The following is a 19,843-nucleotide window of genomic DNA, read 5'->3' on the forward strand; positions in this document are numbered from 1 at the left end:
CCACTCGGCTGGAGCCAGGCGGCGGCGGGAAAAGAAAATGAAGGAAACGAACAAACCATGTCGAGCGAAGCCTGACAATCACACAGAAGCATGGCCTCTCTGTATAGCTACGAGATTGCTTCGTCGTTCCTCCTCGCAATGACATAATTTAAAAACACACTCCCCAAAAACTACAAATCCCGCTGCTTCAAATGAAACAACGGGAATTTGCCATTATTAAACCAAACCAAGTTTTTATTTATCCACTTTGTACATCGTTAGTTCTATGAGGTGGAAATAATTTGTTCCGCCCCAGGTTTCCAGAACCTTGAACCTGATGTAACGGTAAGCAGGCAGATCGGCAGGGAAAGTGAAGGGCTCACCGGCGGCTGCAAAGTCGGCATCGGCCTGCGTGGTTTGCCCTGTTGGTAAGCCCGATGGCTTAACCGAGGTAAAGCTTGCAAGTTTTGTCCAACTGTTGTAACTACCATCTGCAGATGGACTGTTACTACCATAGATCTCGAACCGTTTTGGGTTACCATAATTGTACAAGGCCGAAGTACGTTGCCAGATCTTCATTTTGGCAAGCGATGCCTGCTGCCCCATATCAAATGTAAACCATTGCGGCATGCTTGTTCCCGGTGTATGGAACCCCGGTTCATTGGTGCTCTTATCCCACAGGTAATAAGTTTCCCAACCATAGGCCGACGGAATATCGGTAGGCAGGTTATATGGTTTAAACAACGATTTATCACACTCTACTATCCCATAGATCTTCGGAAAATCATCGAAAGCCGGAGCATTGAAAACGTCAACCGCATCGGGTGTTGGTTTGTATGATGATCGGTACTGGATAGCTGTCCCCAGTTTAAGATCGGTTAGGGTTATGCCGGCACTATCCGCGCTAAGCTCTTTTGTTGCCTCGGCTCCGGCCGTATTGGTGTACTTGATAGTAGTTGACACGTTACCGGTATCAGCCTTAATAAAAAACAACCTTACCGAGCCGTTATCATTTACCAGGAACGGATTAGCCGTGTTGTACGACCTGTTTAACAATGCCGACTGGTAAGCCGAGCCATAAACACGCACATTATTAATATCCTGCCCTACCGAGGTATTGCCGGCATTGTCACGTGCCACCAGCCTGAAGCTGTACACATACTCCTTCAAATTAGGGATTGATACACTGATCGAGTCGGCAGGGCTATGGCTTGAGGCATCAACAATTACCGAGTCTGTGGCATTGTTCCAGGTTATTTTATAATTTTTAATACTTGGATCGGGACTTGGGTGCCAAACCAGCACCGCCCTTAAATTACCCGGATGAAAGCTAACTTTAGTTGCCAAACCCGGATAAGTTACCTCATGGTTATTTAAAAAGCCCTTATAATCGTTATCATACTTTTTACAGGCAAATATTGCAATACTCGCCAAAAAGAAAGCAGCTATACTATATCTGATCTTCATGTCTTTAATTTTTAATGGTACTACAATGGGTTGCCATACAATGAAATCTCCAGCGCGTTCACATAATCCAGACCGCCCCAGGTTTGTGTACACTCCAGCCTGATAAATTTGGTAGCAGGCGCGTTAATGCCAATTTTGAAATTAACACCGGCAGCCACAAAAGCGATGTCGGAAGCGTTAGCCTGGTTTGGCGGTAAGCCCGATGGCGGGTTAGGATAAGTAAAGTTGCCCAGGTTAACCCAGTCACCAGATACAGTACCCGGAGCCGAGTTTTTAGGCAACACAGAGTCTTTAGGTGCATCGCTGCTGGTGCCCCAGAGTGTTAGCTGCCTGATATTTTGATAGCCGAACACGCCGCTTAACCTCTCCCACAAAACAAAACGGCTCAGCTTGGCATTCACGCCAAGGGCAAAGGTGCCCTGTTTGGTAGGTGCACTTAGTGTATGCCAGCCGGGTTCGCCTGTATTACCGTCAAACAGGTATTTGAACTCCCAGCCGTAGCCAATAGGGCTGTCGCTATCCAGGTGATAGGTATAAAACTTACTCTTGTCCAGCAGGGTTTCAAAAAGTGGTGTAAGGGTTTTATACACTGTGTCCGAAACATTGCCAAACCTATCTGTAGTATATACGCCAAACTTTTTAGGCGTAGCGTCGTATCCACGTACCGAAAAATTTACCGAATCGGTATTGATGTACTGCGGGTCCTGCTCGTCATATTTATTGGTTTTATCATTTAACGACAGCACGTGCACCGCAATTGGCACTTTGTTAGGGTTTAAACCGAAGAAATTTGCGCCGCCAAAATCAGGAGTAATATCCAGGTTATCATTGATCAGCAAATAGTTGGGCGTTTTAGGGCTAACCTTTATCACCACAGGATCTGATTTAATATTGGCCCTGCTTACCGCATACAACGTAACTTCATATTCTTTAGCCCTTGCAAAACCATCGACTGTAATGGTATCGGTATAGTAGCTGGCCTTGGTTTCCCTTGTAGTTTTATCGTTGATGTTATAGCTGGCCAAAACGTACAGCAGATTTTTAGAGTTGGGCAGCGTATAGGTAAGCCTTGCCGCCCCGTTCAGGTTCTCGACCTTTACGTTGGTTACTACGCCGGGCTTGGTGGTATCATTGGATACCACCTCGATGTTCGATTCGCTCTTTTTACAGGAAACGATGAGCATGATGAGCAAAACCGGGATAAGCATTAAACCGGTAAGCCATCTGCGATTATTAATCTTTTTCATAATTTATATCTCTATATTAAATTATCTAATCTTTCAAAAAAAACAGGATGATCCTACCAGTAAGGGTTTTGGGTAAGGTTATTATTCACTATCAGGTCGTTGGTACTGATAGGCCATAAATAATCTTTAATACCAAATACCGGCTGTATGATGGTTTGCGGGCGATAATAATTAGCCGCTGTACCTTCGTAAATATTCCATCCCTGTATTGGCTTGCTTAACACATCCTGCAGTTCTTTCCAGCGGCGAAGGTCCCAGCCGCTTTGCGCTTCAAAACAAAGCTCAATCCGGCGTTCCTGGTGAATGATGGCCCTTAAGCCATCTTTAGAGTTTGGCTTGGATGGATTTTTTGAGTAGTTGCTCCAAGAGGCTTGCACACCATCTAAACCGGCTCTTGCACGAACCTTATCTATATACGAGTAAACCTCTGCAGTTGGCCCCTGTACTTCATTCAAAGCTTCGGCGTACAGCAGGTATAAACCCGACAGGCGCATTACCGGCAAGTGATAATTTTCGGTAGTGAAGATATTATCATAAACCGACAGATAATTAGCCAGTTTTTTAGGCCAGTAACCGGTGATATTGGTAGCGCTGATACTTTTAGGGCCGGCCAATGCGTACGGACCGCGGGCCTGCACGTAATAAGCAGTACTTTCGTCGCGTTTGCCATTACCAAACCAGATACCGCCATCAAAACCGATATCAGCATAAAACCTTAGCTCGCGGTTAAAGTGGGCTTTGGCAGTTTCGTAACCACTCATGATCAGCGGCGCACTTGAGTCATCGCCCATTTGTGTTGAATTACGATTGGTATAATCCCAGGTTTTATCCTCATTAATCGGCACACCTTTATCGGTATAAAACAGATCGGCTGTCTGGATAGGCACCGCGAAAGTACCCGGGTTGGTAGAAGCCAGGCCTACAGCCGCCGAAGTCATCCTTGGGATGGTGAAGTTCTGGTAAGTAAAACCATAGTTTAGCGCCCAGATCAGCTCAGGGTTTTGCTCCCATTTTTCGGTGATATCATTTTGCAGGGTTAAAACTTTTTTCAGCTTGTCCGATACATTACCTACACCTACTGTTGGTGGAGTGGTGTATAACTTAAGTCCCTGCGCTTCACATTCGGTTATAGCAGCCTTACAGGCGTCAGCAGCTTTTTGCCATTTGCCCGCGTCATAAGTTGCAGAAAAAAGGCTTTTGCCGTCATGATCTTTAAAACCTGCATAATCAGGATTACCATTAAACAGCGGACTTGCAGCTGTAGTTAGGATCTCGGCTTTAACGGATAGCGCTATAAATTTGGTGATACGGCCAAATTCCGTAGCCTGGTTATCAATAACCGGTGGCAGATCTGGAATAGCCTCATCAAGCAATGACACCACGTAATCAAAACCCTCATCAACAGATGAGCGCTTACGTTTTACCTCTTCTGCCGATGCGTTGATCGGGAAGTTTTCTTTAATGAGCAGCATCGGGCCGTACATCCTGATGAGATAATAATGATAATATGCCTTTAGGAATTTGGTTTCGGCAATCCACCTTTTCTTTTCAGATGCGCTCAGGTCGATAGGTTTATCAATGTTCTCAAGCATGATATTGCATCGCCTTAAAGCCTGAAAAATAGCCAGACCACCGTTTGCGCCATCCCAGTAGTTAAGGCTCACGTTCGAGTTGCTTTGCAGCCCGCGGATCAGGTTAAAACCTGCCTCGTTAAAGTAATGATCGTTCAGTGTGTTGGGATATACAATCTCCGATGAGTACACAAAACCCGGATTGTTCACCACATCATTTAAATGCTGCATGGTTGAGTAGCAGGTAAACAGGTAGTCCTCCGCTTCGTTGCGGTTGCGGAAGGTATAGTCTATCGTGGCCACATTATCAGGAGTGATATCCAGGTACTTTTTGCATGACTGGCCCATGATAACCAAAGCGGCCAGCATAACAATTTTATAATATGATCTTATATTTTTCATCTCTCTAAAATCCGTTTACGGTTATAAATTCACGTTTAAGCCCAGGTTAAACACTTTCTGTATCGGATAAGCAAAGCCGTTACCACCCTGCTCAGGGTCCCACATTTTGAAGGGGCTCCAGGTAAGCAGGTTAAGGCCGTTAAAGTAAATGCGGCAATTGGTCAGGTGCATTGCTTTTGATATGCTTTTTGGCAGTGTATATCCCAACTCTACCGACTTGAGCCTCATGAAGCTACCATCGCGCAGCCACCAGGTGCTTGGCTGCAGGTTGTTAAGTACCGTGGTTGAAGTAGTGCCAAGGCGCGGATACAAGGCGTACAGGTCCTGGTGTTCTTCGCTCCAGTGACTATCGGCAAAAGCCTGCAACACCTGGGTATTTCCGTAGATATAGGGATCATTACTTGGGATGAAAGGACTAACCTTGTTTGGATCGATAAAGAATGATACCCTTGCCTGGCCCTGGAAAAAAGCCGAAAGATCAAACCCTTTAAATCCGGTTGAGAAACCGAAACCATAAACAATTTCGGGCGTTTGCGGATAGCCTAAAAATGCCTGGTCAAGATAATCTATTTTACCGTCGCCGTTCAAATCACGGTACTTGATATCACCACCTTGTGGCAAAATACCATTGGTACCGTTAGCGCTGAAGATCTGTGTGGGCGAGTTGCGGGCTTCCTGATCGTCAACAAATAAACGCTCGGCTATGTAACCATAACCGCGACTTATAGGCTGACCAATAAAATGCCTCCAGGGCTCTTTATAATCGGGCTCTTCAATGTATTTATACCTGTTGGTGGAGTAGGTGAAGTTACCGCGGATAGATGCCCATGCACCATTGCTGAAACTCTGCTTATAATCCAACGAAAGATCAACGCCTTTTGAGTTTACCTTGCCTAAGTTGGCGCTGGTTGTTGACTCCAAACCTTCGCTGGTGGGGGTGTTGGTACGCTCCTGCAAAATATTATAGCGGTTGTTCCGGTAAAACTCGGCCACTACATTGAAGTTTTTCAGAAAGGTAGCCTCAACCGCGATATTGGTTTGTTTGGACGTTTCCCAGGTAACATCAGGATTGGCGTAGTTATTAATGAACACACCTTTACGCTCGTACTGGTTATTGATACCAAACTGGGCATAGTTAGGCCCTGCGTTCAAGGTAACATCCGATTGGTAGAAGAACCTTTGATTGCCAATAGCATCATTACCCACCAAACCATAGCTGGCCCTGATCTTTAAACGATCAAGGATATTAGGGTTCCAGAATTTTTCGTTTGATACCACCCATGAACCACCAATGGTTGGGAAAAAGCCATAACGGTGATTTGCCGAAAAACGCTCCGAACCGTTGTAACCAAAGTTAGTTTCGATAAAATACCTTCTCAGGTAGGAGTAGGTTAACCTGCCCGCCAAACCTAAATTGCGATATGGCAATGAGTAAGGCAGCGTAGTAGTATTTGTTTTTGGGTCCTTGGCGCTTGAATAAAGCGTTTGCTGCGCTGTACCAATTAATGTTGAGCTGATATTGTGCCCTTTACCGAATGGCTTATTATACTCAAGCGCGGTTTGCAGGTAAAAGAAAGTATTGGCGTTAGGCTCATTACGGCTGTAGTTCAGATATTCGGTTGCTACGTTGTTGCCTGTAGGCTGCGGGTTAAGCCAGGTTAGGGTGTATTTATTACTATCCTTATCGTAGCTGCCAACATTGTAATAAAACGGCGAATAAGCCAGCTGTGAATCAAAGTATGAATACCTGTTGGTATTGAAGATGCTCTTGAACTTTAAACCATCAGTAATAAATTTCAGATCCTGGTTTAACTCAAACTGGGCCGACATTCTCGACTCCGACGAGTTTTTATGGCCCCTTAATAAAGCAGCGTACGGGTTATTGTACTGGATACTGTTACTGGTAGTACCTGACGCCAAACCTACGTTACCAAACAAGATGTGCTGTGCATTGGCATTAGCCGCGTCTGGCTCATAATAGGCCGGGAATAAAACCGGGCTGGTATGGATGGCCACATTATAAAGATCGGATGCAAAAGAGCCATCGGAAGTAATAGGACCATTATACTCACTGAAAGTACCCGATAAACGTACAATAACCTCGGTAGTTTTGGTAAGGTTAACATTTACGTTTGAGCGCAGTTGATAGTTTTTGAACTTAACGTTGTTGTTATTGTTGTTGCGGATATCTTCACGCAAAACGCCATTATCAATATTATATGAACCGGCAATATAATAACGCGCTGTTGGGCCGCCGCCGCTAACGCTTAAATCGTTACGCTGGGTGGTAGCTTGCTTTTTAAATAACAATCCCAACCAGTCAACCGCCGGATAAACATAAGGGTTACTGCCCGGCGTGTGGTTAATGGTGTTAATAGTATTGTTAATTTTTGTTTGAGGAAAGGGAAGCGGTAACGTAGGATCGCGTGTTAACGATGCCTCGTTATACAGGTTCATGTACTGGATAGGATCAACCAGTTGTGGGGTTTGGGTTGATTGCGACGAAGAAAACTCCGACCGGAAATTGATCTTGGCCGGACCTTGTTTACCTTCTTTAGTGGCAACTAAAATTACGCCGTTGGCACCGCGGGCACCATATAAAGCGGTAGCGCTTGCATCTTTCAATATCGAAAAACTGGCGATATCATCCACGTTTAAACGGGCAAGGTCATTGGTTGATAGCTCAACGTTATCAATCAAGATTAACGGATCGCGTTTGTAGCCGAAAGTGGTTACCCCACGGATAAAGAACGAGGCGTTATCCTGCCCGGGCTGGCCGCTGCGCTGATAAGCAATAATACCCGCTGCCTGACCAGCAAGCGCGTTGGTAAGGTTACTTGCCGGGATCTTTAACTCGCCGGGCTTGATACTGGTAACCGAACCTACCAGGGCCTCCTTACGCTCCTTTTTACCAAAGGCGGTTACCACTACCTCTTCGGCCAGAAGTTTTTGTTCTTTAAGCCTGATAGTGATATGCTGATTATCTGAAGTTACCACCATATGCTGATCGATAAAACCAACAAACGAGATTTTAAGACTGATACCTGCCGGCACTTCGAGCACAAACCGGCCATTTATATCGGAGGTTGTGCCTGTGTTTTTAACATTTTCGGCAGTAATGTTGGCGCCGGGTATTTTTACGCCAAGGGTGTCGGTTACCTGCCCCACAACCGTGATCTTGTTTTGCGCATGCACATTAATGGCAAAACACGATAGTATCAGAAGCATTAATAACCGCCCAATAAAAAGATGGCTTTGCTGCCTGCCCCTCTTCACCGGAAATTGATCATAATTGTAAAATGGTTTCATAAAATTGGGTTCATATAAATTTTTTAGGGTTGTTAGCCGGGTTTTAAATTCAATTTGCCCTTAGTTTAAGTCCATAACATTCCTATGTCGGCAGGCTTAACCAGGGGTTAAATGGCTAAGCGACCACACCAAAAGGAAAAACTAAATAATGGCTAATAATATCATTTGAGTAAAATGACCCAATGACTTGCCAGACTTATCCAGGCTCCGTGAATTTTAATTGTAGCAACGACAGTTTCGCCGTATTAAGGGAGTAGCACTTCTTTTCATAATTGTTTGCGTTTGATTTTACTAATTGGTTTTGTAAATCTATAAGTGTGCCGCAAAATTTAAAATGGATAAAACACATAAAAAGATGGATAATATTATCTTTCATGATACTCCATTTCGAAGTGAACCACAGGCAATTAACCAAACTTTCCGGACCGATTTAATCAAATAAACCCGCACCATTTTTCGAGCATTATAAAAAGAATAAGGCCGCGTCGCGACCTTGATAAAAATGAACAATATTGCTTTTTACTATTGCAAAAACCTTTTAGTTATTCTTAAGACGGTTACGCTCTTCTTTCAATCCATTTTCCTGTTTACTACGATTTGCCGACCCGGTGCCCCCAAATGATTTTGTATAAGTAAGCTTAATCACCGGGAAACGCCTGGTTTCGGTATTGACAATCACATGGCTTTTTATATCAAAAGCTTCGCGTGTAAGCGTGCCATACCTTACGTGAATCTGCGATGCACTTAACACGTCGGCTACTGCCAATTGCAAACTGCCCCTATTATTTTTCAACTCTTTTTTTATCCCAGCATTGATCACCCCAAAACCATCAACCCGGGTTGTACCATTATATGAGAGGGAATTGTACTGCCCCGATACTTCCGCCGAAAAACTACCAGGCAACTTAAACAGCTGGTTAAAATTGAAGGAATAGCCGAAATATGATTTGCTTAAGGGATTCAAAGTGTAATTTTCCTTAAACTGCCTTAATCCCCCCACAAAACTATAGGTCATTTCCCACCAGTTGCCCACCTTAAACGGGGCATTTACCTGGAAAGTCAGAAAGTTTTGGCGTGACAAGTTTTGAGGCGAGATAAATAAAATATCGTGGTTAGGACTTTCGCTAAGCTGATAACGGGCGATGGCATTATCATCCCGGCTGTAAAGCAGGGAAAAACTATAATCGCCGTAGTTATATCCCAATTTTATGTTATTGGTGATAGTTGGTTTCAAAAAAGGGTTACCGGTGTACACCGCGGTTGGATCACTATAGGCAAAGTACGAAGCCAGGTCGTCATATGATGGCCTTGCTATTCTTTTGGTGTAGGATAACTGCAACTCCGAGCGGTCGCCCAGTTTAGCAGTAAAAAGTACCGTCGGGAATAGTTTTCCTAATTTGCGGTTTACGATGTTGCTGCCGGTTTGCGGGTTATCCATATTGGTGTACGAGTATTCATATCGTGCCCCGGTATTCAGGCTTATGCCTTTGGCCAGTTGCCAGTTAAGGGAAAGATAAGTGGCTCCGATATCCTCCTTCATATAAATATTAGCAGCGGTTTGCATGTTTCGCTCCCAAATGCCATTGTTAAAACTCTCAATGCCTGAAGAGCTCGAACTGCCGGTATGTGTTCCTTTAATACCTGTTTCCAGTTTTAATAAAGATGATAACTGATTGGTGTAATCGGCCTTGAATACGCCTACGTTGATAGTGGTATTGGCAAATCCGCGCTGTTGTTGAGCGCTTACGCTGTTATTGGCGTATACCTGCTCGCCATGTTTGTTGATAAAGGAAGTATTAACTACCGTTGGGCCATCGCTGTTGTAATGGATATAATCACCCTCCATGCTAATCTTCTCCCCTTCCTTCAGTACCCGCTCCATACTAACTGAACTTATGAGGTTATCAATACCATCCCTACCGTTAACATGCCCGATATATCTGATCAAAGAATCCGGAAGGACATTGTAACCGGCGTTGCTATAGGTATAAGTTGGCGAATGAATATTGTTATAGCTCACATTTCCGCTTAGGGTAGTTTTGCTGTCCAGCTTAATATCAGCCCCCAAATTGGCATTATGGTTATTGCTCACCCGTTTGGTTTTGGTATAAAATTCCACTTCAGCATCACCGCCAAGAAAGGGCATATTTTGACTACCCGTAATAAACAGATCGGTATAAGTTCTGTCATGCTGAAAAGTGTAAGAGCCGTACAGGTTAACATTTTGCGTATTGTGATTGAGATTGATGCTGGCCGTACCTTTTTCGCCCATGCCATAGCCCCCGGTTAAAGAATAGGAGCCGTTAGTTCCCTGCTTTTTACTTTTTTTCATCACAATATTAATGATCCCGGCGCTGCCCTCGGCGTCATAACCGGCAGGCGGGGTGCTCAGCAATTCTATCTTTTCAATATTATCGGCACTGGTACCGTTAAGCAGGTTCATGACCTGCGCAAGCGGCATCCGCACCAGTTTTCCGTTAATCATAACTGTAGCACCACTTTTGCCATTCAGGGCAATTCCGTTATCCCTATGATCGATAGCTACCCCCGGCGACCGCTCCAATACCTGCAAAGCAGTACTGCCTTTGGTAAGCACACTGTTTTCAACGTTTACCACCAATCCGTCGCTGCGTTGCTGGTATAACGGTTTGCCGGCCCTAATCACCACTTCACCCAATTGACGGGTATCCTCCTTCATTACAATAACAGCAAGGTATTTTACCTCTTTGCTGCCGCTGATAGCAAAAGGCGATGAAAACCAGGTTTGATAACCTATACTGCTAAGCTTAAGACGGTAATTTCCGGCAGATACTTCGGCAATATTATAACTACCCTGCTCAGTAGTGAGCATACTTTTAACCGATGACGAATCGGCCGTTTTAACGAGCGATACGGTTGCGTATGCTAAAGGCTGACCGTTGACTGTAGTTACCCGGCCAGATACCTGCGCTTTCACCACTTGTAAAAGGCAAATAAATAACAGACTGATACTTAAAGTTTTCATAAGTTTTCACAACCTTTTTAGCGGTTATACCAACAAATAAAAACCGGTTATTAATCTTTAAAAAACTTCAGTGATGAGTAGCTGTGGATAATTGATAAGATACCGAAAAAGCGGGCTAATAAGGTAAAACCCTAAACTATATCAGCTTTTTCACTGCTTATACGCCAAAGTCTGCATTTGGTCAATTATTTAACCCGCTTGATATAATAACCATGTATAAATCAGTGCTATTGCCGTATCTTTAGGTATGACGTTAAAAAAACACTGTATGAAAGTATAAAAGCCGTCATTACGAGGAACGAAGCAATCCCCGATTGGCAGAGCCACTCTGTATAGTTTGGGATTGCCTCGTTCCTCGCGATGACGGTCGTTTTTTTGTTTGTCCTTAACTATATCTGATATGACCAGATTATCCGTAGATACTTTAAACCAGAACTGGTTGTTTAAATACAAGCTGTACCACATTCCGTTTTGGTGCGTGTACCATTATTTCTGGTTCACTATAGCGGTGGCTAATCCCGTAGCTGCTGCCAAATCCATGTTTTTTTCGGCTTATAGTGTTAAGATGCTGGCTTATGTGGTTTTGCAGGCATTTGCGGTTTATTTCAACCTATACTACCTCATGCCCAGGTATATGAAAAAGGGCAGTCTTACAAAATACGTTATCTACCTTTCGTTAACGGCAATTTGCGCGTCGTCACTTATTAATGGAGGTTATTATTTGAGCGCATTCTTCGCGGGCTGTTCGGTTAAAACAATGTTTGGGGTTGATCCGGATAACTTCATGTATTTCTATAATACATCGTTTCCCTCAACCATAGCCAGCATGACCTTAGGTATGAGCATCAAGCTGACTAAAAACTGGCTGCAAACCCAGCATCGCCAGCAATTACTCGAAAAAGAGAAACTGGAAACCGAACTCAAATTCCTTAAGTATCAGTTTAACCCGCACTTCCTGTTCAACAGTATCAACTCTATATTTTTCCTGATCCATAAAAATCCGGGAATGGCATCCGCTTCCCTTGCCAAATTTTCGGAGTTGTTGCGGTATCAATTGTATGAATGCAACGATCATCAAATCCCCCTGGGAAAAGAACTCACCTATCTCGAAAATTTTATCGAACTGGAAAAACTCCGCCAAAACAATAATGTACATGTCACTTTTGAGGCCGATGAACCCATGCCAGGGCATTTAGGGATAGCCCCCTTCATACTCATGACCTTTGTAGAAAATGCCTTTAAACACGTATCAAAAGATGCGGGGCAACCCAACTGGATTGGTATTAAACTCGGGCTAACCAATAATCAGCTTGACTTTTCAGTCGCCAACAGTACATCCAACGAACCAGGTACCGAGGTATTGGACTACGGCGGCATCGGTCTGAAAAATGTAAAACGCAGACTTGATCTGATCTACCCCGATCTTCATAAACTGGAGATTCAAAATACGGGTAACCGCTTTGAGGTACACCTGCAATTGACTTTGGCCGAACTGGAACAATCGGCAACAACCCTTCAAATGGCCACCCTATGATGAACTGTGTAATAATTGACGATGAACCTTTGGCCAGGGAAGGATTGGCCAGCTATGTACGCGAGGTAGATTTCTTGACCTTAACAGGCACGTGCGAAAACCCGCTTGAACTGATCAAACTGCTCGACCGTGAAGCCATTGATCTGATATTCCTGGATATCCAGATGCCCAAAATGAACGGCATTGATTTTTTAAAGATCATGCAAAAACCGCCCATGGTGATCATCACTACGGCCTATCCAAGTTACGCGCTGGAAGGTTTCCAGCTCAATGTACTTGATTACTTACTGAAACCCATTACGTTCGACCGCTTTTTCAAATCGGCCAATAAGGCTAAAGATTATCACCGGCTGCTTTGTAATTCGGTCCAGCCCGGCGCGCCAAAAACAGAAACTGATGAGGGATATTTTTTTATCAAATGCGGCAACAAGTATGAGAAGATCTATTTTGATGAGATACTGTACGTTGAGGGCATGCAGAACTATGTGACCATTTTTACCACTAAAGCCAAATACGTTACGCTGTTAAACCTTAAAAGCCTGGAGCAAAACCTGGATAGTAAATTATTTATTCGCGTGCATAAATCATACATTGTATCTACCGGTAAAATTGATGGTATTGAAGGGAACGATATTTTTATCGGCCAGCATCGTGTGCCCATAAGCCGCAATTACCGCGAGCAGGTGATACAGCAGGTTGTTACCAATAAACTATGGGATAAAATAAAATTTTCATGATATATTTATATCAGTTTTAAACCTTTGTCCGCATAATGCCATGGCCAAAAACACCAATAAAACCACCGAAAACGAAAGCAGCGTTGCCGATTTCATTAACACCATAGCCGATGAAACTAAACGCGCTTACAGCTTTAAACTTGCCGAACTGATGGAAGAAGCCAGTGGACAAAAAGCAAAAATGTGGGGACCGGCTATTGTGGGTTTTGGCAGCTATCATTACAAATATGAAAGCGGTCGCGAAGGTGACGCACCGCTCATCGCTTTTTCACCGCGCAAGAGTTCCCTCACACTTTATCTTCCAAGCTTTGAGAGCAAAGAACAGCTGCTTCAAAAATTAGGAAAACATAAGCAAAGCGGCGGTTGTACACATATTATTAAGTTAACCGATGTTGATGCCGCTGTGCTAACGCAATTGCTTAGCGAATCGTTTAAGCACGCCGAAACAACGCACTGTAAGTAAAAAAATCATTACCGTTGGTTTTAACCAACGGAATAATGAATAGCAAAAGAGGGCTTCAGCCCAAATTCGCTTGCTTAATTGGGCTAAAGCCAGAACTTTTTTCAGCTTTTATTCCGTTGGTTAAAACCAACGGCAATGAATATACTTCATTTTTAAACTACCTTTAAGAAAGTTGCTTTACCAATTTTCCTAATACCCTGAAACTCTCTTCTACCACATCATCAAAAGCTAATCCAAAGCTAATGCGGATAAAATTGTTAAAACGCCCGTCTACACTAAAGATCTGGCCGGGAGCTATACTGATGTTATGCTCCATAGCCGCCTGATAAAGTTCAAAGGCGTTAACCTTTTTATCCAGCTCAATCCAAAGGGCATAACCGCCCTGGGGCCTGCTTATTTTTGTACCCGCCGGAAAGTGTGTCGCTATAGCCTGCGTATACCTCAGGCATTGGGTGTATAGCGCTTTACGTAGGTGCCGCATGTGCAGGTCATACCGTCCGGTTTCAAAAAAATGACCGATAGCTGCCTGCGTGGGGGTAGCGGAGGCTATACTATGCATCATTTTGATATTCAGCACCTGCTCCTTAAACCGCCCGGGGATGCACCAGCCTACCCTATAGCCCGGCGCTATAGATTTGGAAACTGATGAGCACAGGATCACCAGGCCTTCAGTATCATAGCTTTTGCAGGTTCGCGGCCGGCTTTTGCCAAAATAGATCTCGCCATAAATATCGTCCTCAATTAAGGGAACTTGTTTTTTGGCCAGCAGGCGAACCAGTTGTTGCTTGCGCTCGTCGGACATGCAAACACCTATGGGGTTGCTGAAATTGGTAACAAACAGGCATACCTTTACAGGCACTTCTTCCATTGCCCGCTCCAGGTATTCCAGGTCGAGTCCGGTATCCGGTTTTACAGGAATCTCCAATACTTTCAAATCGAGGCTCAGCATCACATTGAAAATGCCGAAATAGGTAGGGCTTTCAATAGCGATGGTGTCGCCCGGTTTGGTAAGTGCCCGCAGGCAAAATATCAAAGCCTCCAGGCAGCCTTGTGTGGTAACCACATCATCCCCGGTAATGTTGCCGCCCCAGTTAAAGGCATTTTTTGCCACTTGCTTGCGTAAAGCTATGTTACCCTGCGGATTTTCATAAGTAATATTTCCGGTGGGACTGTTACGAATAGACTCGAGCATGGATTTACTGAGCTTAGTCATCGGAATCAAACTCAGGGGTGGGGACGAGCGGGACAACTGTATAACGCTGTCTTCGGACATGTTGCGGTAAACCATGGCAATCATTTCGGCAACGCCAACCTGCTCCACTTTACTGACCGGGGGCTTGGTTTCCGGAACGCTCGTAAAACGGGCGGGCAGATATTTTACATAATAACCCGATTTGGTACGGGCCTCTATCAATCCCATATTTTCCAACTCCACATAAGCCTTATAAGCCGTACTCAGGCTAATGCCCTGCTCCTGGCTCAACATCCTTACCGATGGCAGCTTATCGCCGGGCTTGAGCAGGTTTTGTTTGATCTGTTTCTCTATACGGGCAGCTATCTGCGCATACAAAAAATCATTATCTGTACTGATTACCGGGCTTTCCATACCAAATCTGTTATGCTCAAAATTAACAAAACTGCATCTGTTTTTCTATTGCCGGATACTTTTATTTTGTATCGATCAAATAATTAAGCACATGGAACTACAGGTTATCGATTATCAGCCCCAACATGCCCCCTACTTTGAAAAATTTAATAAGGCATGGCTTGAAGAGTATTTTACCGTTGAGCCTTTTGATAAATGGGTTTTGGAAAATCCGGACGAGGCCATCATCAAAACTGGCGGAAGTATTTACTTTGTTACTTCAAACCAAAAAATTATTGGAACCGTAGCCCTGCGATATATTGAAGACGGCGTTTATGAGCTTACTAAAATGGCCGTTGATAAAGATCATCGCGGTGCGGGTGCGGGTCAGTTTTTGTGTCAAACGGGGATTGATAAAGCCCGGGAGCTTGGCGTAAAAAAACTGATCTTATTTTCGAGCAGGGTATTGGAAAATGCCATCCACATTTACCGCAAATTGGGTTTTACCGAAATACCGGTTGAACCGGGCACCTACAAACGTGCCGATATCATGATGGAAATAAATTTTATTAACAACTAAGCTCAATGGAAAATATACTAACCGAACAGGAAATACAACAGCTAAGGGCCGAAACCCGGGGTACCGAGAAAACTATCCATTTTAACAATGCAGGTTCATCATTGCCGGCCAATGCAGTGGTTGATACAGTGATAGATTACCTGTACGAAGAAGCGCAAAATGGGGGCTATGAAACCGAATACACTTACCGCGAGGAGTTGGAAAATACCTACAACCTGATAGCCAAACTTATTAACGCCCGCAAGGATGAAATTGCCATTGTTGAAAACGCCAGTATTGGCTGGTGGCTGGCTTTTAACGGTATTGACTTTAAACCCGACGATGAGATCATTACCTGCGAAATGGAGTATGTAACCAACCTGATTGGTTTACTTCATGCACAAAAAACATTGGGCGTGAAGTTTAAAGTGATCCCGAACGATGAGCATGGCAATTTCCCACTTAAAGCTTTTGAGGAAGCCATCGGCCCTAAAACAAAACTGATTGCGGTAACCCATATCCCATCCACAGCAGGAGGAATGATTCCCGTTGTGGAGATTGGCAAAATAGCCCGGAAGCATAACATCCTATACCTGCTTGATGCCTGCCAGAGCGTTGGCCATGTACCATTAGATGTAGAGGATATAGGCTGCGATATGCTGGCGGTAACCGGCAGGAAATATCTGCGCGCACCGAGGGGCACCGGCTTTTTATATGTACGCAAAGAGGTGCGGGATAAACTAAAACTGTTTTTCATGGACGGCTTTACCACGCAATGGGTAACTGAAACTGATTTTAAACCGCGTGACGATGCACGTCGTTTCGAGGTTTATGAAAAAAACCGTGCCCTAACCCTGGGCCTCGGAAAAGCCGTTGAATACGCGCTTAATCTTGGCGTTGAGCGTACCTGGCAGCGCGTTCAATATTTAGCGGGATTGCTGCGCGATAAGCTAAAAGAAGTTAACGGCATAAAAGTTCATGATTTTGGCGACCAGCTATGTGGTATTGTTACTTTTTCTGTAGACGGCACGGATGCCGCAACCGTAAAAAACAAACTGGCAGAGCGGCATATCAATGTATCGGTTGGGAAAGCAGTATCAACACTCATCTACATGAATAAAAACCACCTGAGTAATATTGTAAGAGCGTCGGTGCATTACTATAATACTGAAGAAGAGATTGGTATTTTGTGTGAGGTGTTGAAAGGGATGATTGGCGAGGCAGTTTAGTTTTGTATTTCCTCCGCAAGATTAAGCGTCTACGCTTGATCGTTACCCTTATAGAGCGTCCACGCTCCCGTATTGCGTTATAAACGTAAGCGTGGACGCTTACTTTAGTCATAGTTCAAGCGAAAGACGCATGAACTTACATGTAAGAAATGTCAACAAAACAGCTGCCTCTATTGGTATTTTGTAATTTTTTTGAGCCAAAACGTCGCCCATAAAAATTGCTGCCGGGGTATAGCAGCGTATATTTTATATTAGCGGCCTAAACCACAAGCGTTTTGAAGGAAATCCGCGATAAATCAGGAGAGTTTTTACTTGGGCTGAAAGAACCACAGGAAGACATTTTGTGTACACCTGCCCAGTTTTCAGAATATACCGTTTACCTGGTTCCGGAAGGCTCGGGTATTTTTCATGCCGATTTTGGCGCGTTTCCCTTTACTGGCCCGGTGCTGCTGTTTTCAACCCCGCTTCAAACTATTTATATAGATGAATGCCGCGCTATAAAAAGCAATCTATTACAGTTTCACAGCGACTTTTACTGTATTGAGTACCACAGGGAAGAAGTAGCCTGCAACGGGCTGTTATTTAACAACATTTATCTTGATCCCATTGTCCCGCTTAGCCCGCAGGATGTAAAGGTTTTTGAACTGCTGCTTATGCAGATGGACGACGAATTTATGCAGCCGCAACCGTCTGAAATTGTGCTGCGGGCCTACCTTCAGCTTTTTTTGGCCAAAGCCAGCAGCATAAAAATGAACGCCATCAATACCGATCAGGATAAACCTCAGAAAGATGAGCTGATGGAAAAGTTCCGTACGCTACTCAATCAGCATTTTCTTGATCTGCATAAACCATCAGATTACGCGTCATTACTGGCCATATCGTCTGATACCTTAACCAGGCGCTGTGCCAGATACTTCCATAAATCCCCCTCTCAACTCATACAGGAGCGCCTCATTCTCGAAGCCAAAAAACAGCTTCACCTCACCAGGCAAAGTATTAAAGAAATTGCCTATAACCTTAAATTTCAGGACGAATTCTATTTCAGCCGGGTATTTAAAAAGTTCACCAAAGTATCACCACAAACATTCCGCGATAAAACAGGAATTTCCATCGTAGCGGATTTGTACAAATAAAACCCTTTTTTGTCCATGTTGGGGGAGTACGTGGCGTTGTAATTTTGCTTCATCAAAAAACAACAACATGAAAACTTCAATAATAAATACCATAGCAAACCTTGATCAGCTTGGTAAAAAAGCCGTTCGTTTCGGCATCGTAGTCGTATTCCTTTGGATTGGCGGTCTTAAGTTTTTCGCTTATGAGGCCGATGGTGTAGTACCCTTTGTGGCCAACAGCCCGGTAATGTCATTCTTCTATAACCACCCAACCGAATACAAAAAACACGTAAACAAAGAAGGTGAACTGATTGCTGCCAATCACCAATGGCACATCGAAAATAACACATACGGTTTTTCCGTGGGACTGGGGATCTTCCTGGTAACATTGGGTGTTTTGGTTGCCCTTTATAAAGTTATACCAATACCAAGTATGATTGCCAGCATCCTGGTATTTATCATGACCCTGGGTACATTATCATTCCTGATTACCACCCCCGAAAGCTGGGTGCCACACTTAACCGATAACCAATGGGGCTTCCCTTACCTGTCAGGCCGCGGTCGTTTAGTAATCAAAGATATCGTGATCCTTGGCGGCGCTATTATCACTATGAGCGAGACTGCGCAGCTTTATCTTAAACGTAAAACAACAAGTAAATAATCTTAAACCATAATATAATCATGAAAACAATAACAGTTCCAACCCGCGACCAGGTAAGTGCCGAATCGCAGGTTATGTTTGATACTTTCACAAAACGCGTTGGTAAAGTGCCAAATTTGTACGCTACCATGGGCTACTCTGCTCCTGCTCTTAAAATGTTTATGGATATGGAAGATGACATGGGTAAAAGCGTATTTACCCCTAAAGAAAGGGAAGCTATTGCCCTTATCGTATCCGAAATAAATGGCTGTGCCTACTGTTTAGCCGGTCATAGCATGTTAGCCATAAAACGCGGGTTTACTAAGGAGCAAACCCTTGACATTAGAAGAGGGCATACTGATGATGAAAAATTAAACGCCATTGTTGGCTTAGCAAAGTCAATTGTTGAAAATAAAGGTAAAGCCGATGAAACCTCACTAAATGACTTCTACGCTGCAGGCTTTGACGAAGCTGCTTTAATGGAGCTCATCGCCTTTATTACCATACGCGTTTATACTAACTATGTATTCGCCAACACCGAAATTCCTGTAGATTTTCCTGCCGCCGATCCTATTAACTAAAACATTCTAACCACATGAAAACTACCGAAGAAGTAAAAGAGCAATTGGCCAATAAGTTTTTGACCGGCTTAAAGAATCGTGATTGGGAACTCATGCGCTCAGCCCTTACCAATGATGTTACCTGGACACTGCCTGGAACAAGCTTATTATCTGGGCCGGCAGTTGGTGCCGATGCTGTAATAAAACGGGCCAATCAGTTGCGTGATTTTGGGGTAATGGTTCAGCTTAATCATATTTTATATGGTTTGGATAGCGTAGCGTTGTCGCTGCACAACACAGCCAGCCGCGGCGATTTGATCCTTGATGAATACGTAGCCATAGTTTGTGATATTGTTGACGAAAAGATCAGCCGGATAACTACTCATTTGAGCGATGTGGAAGGCATCAACAAGTTTTTTATTGAAGGGGTGATTTAACCCGTTTA

15 protein-coding genes are annotated in these 19,843 nt (G+C 44.0%); 9 read left to right on the top strand and 6 right to left on the bottom strand.

The genetic code is table 11. The features are described 5' to 3' along the window. Window positions 1-234: 234 nt before the first annotated feature. From EAH55_RS22470 to EAH55_RS22490, 5 genes are all read right to left on the bottom strand, one after another. Entirely contained in the window at window positions 235-1,446 is a 1,212-nt protein-coding gene (locus tag EAH55_RS22470) for a DUF5000 domain-containing lipoprotein (protein WP_121811615.1), read from the bottom strand. Between the two features lie 20 nt (window positions 1,447-1,466). Continuing rightward, window positions 1,467-2,693 (bottom strand): DUF4959 domain-containing protein, encoded by a 1,227-nt coding sequence (locus tag EAH55_RS22475; RefSeq protein WP_121811616.1) that lies wholly within the window; start codon window positions 2,691-2,693, stop codon window positions 1,467-1,469. A 53-nt stretch (window positions 2,694-2,746) separates the two neighbouring features. After that, complete coding sequence (locus EAH55_RS22480; RefSeq protein WP_121811617.1) at window positions 2,747-4,666, bottom strand: RagB/SusD family nutrient uptake outer membrane protein; 1,920 nt, start codon at window positions 4,664-4,666, stop codon at window positions 2,747-2,749. Window positions 4,667-4,687: 21 nt separating this feature from the next. Next, on the bottom strand, window positions 4,688-7,975 hold the full coding sequence (locus EAH55_RS22485) for a SusC/RagA family TonB-linked outer membrane protein (RefSeq protein ID WP_244228301.1): 3,288 nt from the start codon (window positions 7,973-7,975) through the stop codon (window positions 4,688-4,690). A 538-nt stretch (window positions 7,976-8,513) separates the two neighbouring features. Continuing rightward, window positions 8,514-10,979 carry a TonB-dependent receptor domain-containing protein gene (locus EAH55_RS22490; protein WP_121811618.1) on the bottom strand — a complete coding sequence of 822 codons (2,466 nt, stop codon included), beginning with the start codon at window positions 10,977-10,979 and terminating at the stop codon, window positions 8,514-8,516. A 400-nt stretch (window positions 10,980-11,379) separates the two neighbouring features. Between EAH55_RS22490 and EAH55_RS22495 the strand changes: the two genes are divergently transcribed. Genes EAH55_RS22495 through EAH55_RS22505 form a run of 3 tightly spaced genes read left to right on the top strand, consistent with a single transcriptional unit; the run spans window position 11,380 to window position 13,713 of the window. Next, window positions 11,380-12,513, top strand: coding sequence for a sensor histidine kinase (locus EAH55_RS22495; protein ID WP_121811619.1), 1,134 nt, complete (start codon window positions 11,380-11,382; stop codon window positions 12,511-12,513). Then, window positions 12,510-13,250, top strand: a complete 741-nt coding sequence (locus EAH55_RS22500) for a LytR/AlgR family response regulator transcription factor (RefSeq protein ID WP_121811620.1) — start codon at window positions 12,510-12,512, stop codon at window positions 13,248-13,250. The genes EAH55_RS22495 and EAH55_RS22500 overlap by 4 nt, the downstream gene beginning before the upstream one ends. A gap of 40 nt (window positions 13,251-13,290) precedes the next feature. Then, window positions 13,291-13,713, top strand: a complete 423-nt coding sequence (locus EAH55_RS22505) for a DUF1801 domain-containing protein (RefSeq protein WP_121811621.1) — start codon at window positions 13,291-13,293, stop codon at window positions 13,711-13,713. Window positions 13,714-13,876: 163 nt separating this feature from the next. Here the strand turns inward: EAH55_RS22505 and EAH55_RS22510 are convergent, their stop codons facing one another. Then, window positions 13,877-15,319: an aminotransferase-like domain-containing protein gene (locus tag EAH55_RS22510; protein WP_121811622.1), complete on the bottom strand. Its 1,443-nt coding sequence runs from the start codon at window positions 15,317-15,319 to the stop codon at window positions 13,877-13,879. Window positions 15,320-15,410: 91 nt separating this feature from the next. On the opposite strand from EAH55_RS22510, the gene EAH55_RS22515 reads away from it, so the two are divergent. The 6 genes from EAH55_RS22515 to EAH55_RS22540 all read left to right on the top strand — a co-directional run bounded on the left by EAH55_RS22515 (window position 15,411) and on the right by EAH55_RS22540 (window position 19,835). Then, window positions 15,411-15,878: a GNAT family N-acetyltransferase gene (locus tag EAH55_RS22515; protein ID WP_121811623.1), complete on the top strand. Its 468-nt coding sequence runs from the start codon at window positions 15,411-15,413 to the stop codon at window positions 15,876-15,878. Window positions 15,879-15,883: 5 nt separating this feature from the next. Next, window positions 15,884-17,086: an aminotransferase class V-fold PLP-dependent enzyme gene (locus EAH55_RS22520; protein ID WP_121811624.1), complete on the top strand. Its 1,203-nt coding sequence runs from the start codon at window positions 15,884-15,886 to the stop codon at window positions 17,084-17,086. A gap of 275 nt (window positions 17,087-17,361) precedes the next feature. Then, entirely contained in the window at window positions 17,362-18,219 is an 858-nt protein-coding gene (locus tag EAH55_RS22525) for a helix-turn-helix domain-containing protein (protein ID WP_121811625.1), read from the top strand. A gap of 67 nt (window positions 18,220-18,286) precedes the next feature. Then, window positions 18,287-18,859, top strand: a complete 573-nt coding sequence (locus EAH55_RS22530; RefSeq protein WP_121811626.1) for a DUF417 family protein — start codon at window positions 18,287-18,289, stop codon at window positions 18,857-18,859. A 20-nt stretch (window positions 18,860-18,879) separates the two neighbouring features. Beyond that, on the top strand, window positions 18,880-19,419 hold the full coding sequence (locus EAH55_RS22535; protein WP_121811627.1) for a carboxymuconolactone decarboxylase family protein: 540 nt from the start codon (window positions 18,880-18,882) through the stop codon (window positions 19,417-19,419). 14 nt (window positions 19,420-19,433) lie between these two features. After that, window positions 19,434-19,835: a nuclear transport factor 2 family protein gene (locus tag EAH55_RS22540; protein WP_208644907.1), complete on the top strand. Its 402-nt coding sequence runs from the start codon at window positions 19,434-19,436 to the stop codon at window positions 19,833-19,835. Window positions 19,836-19,843: the final 8 nt, after the last annotated feature.

The organism is Mucilaginibacter kameinonensis (assembly GCF_003675385.1).
Classification (GTDB): domain Bacteria; phylum Bacteroidota; class Bacteroidia; order Sphingobacteriales; family Sphingobacteriaceae; genus Mucilaginibacter; species Mucilaginibacter kameinonensis.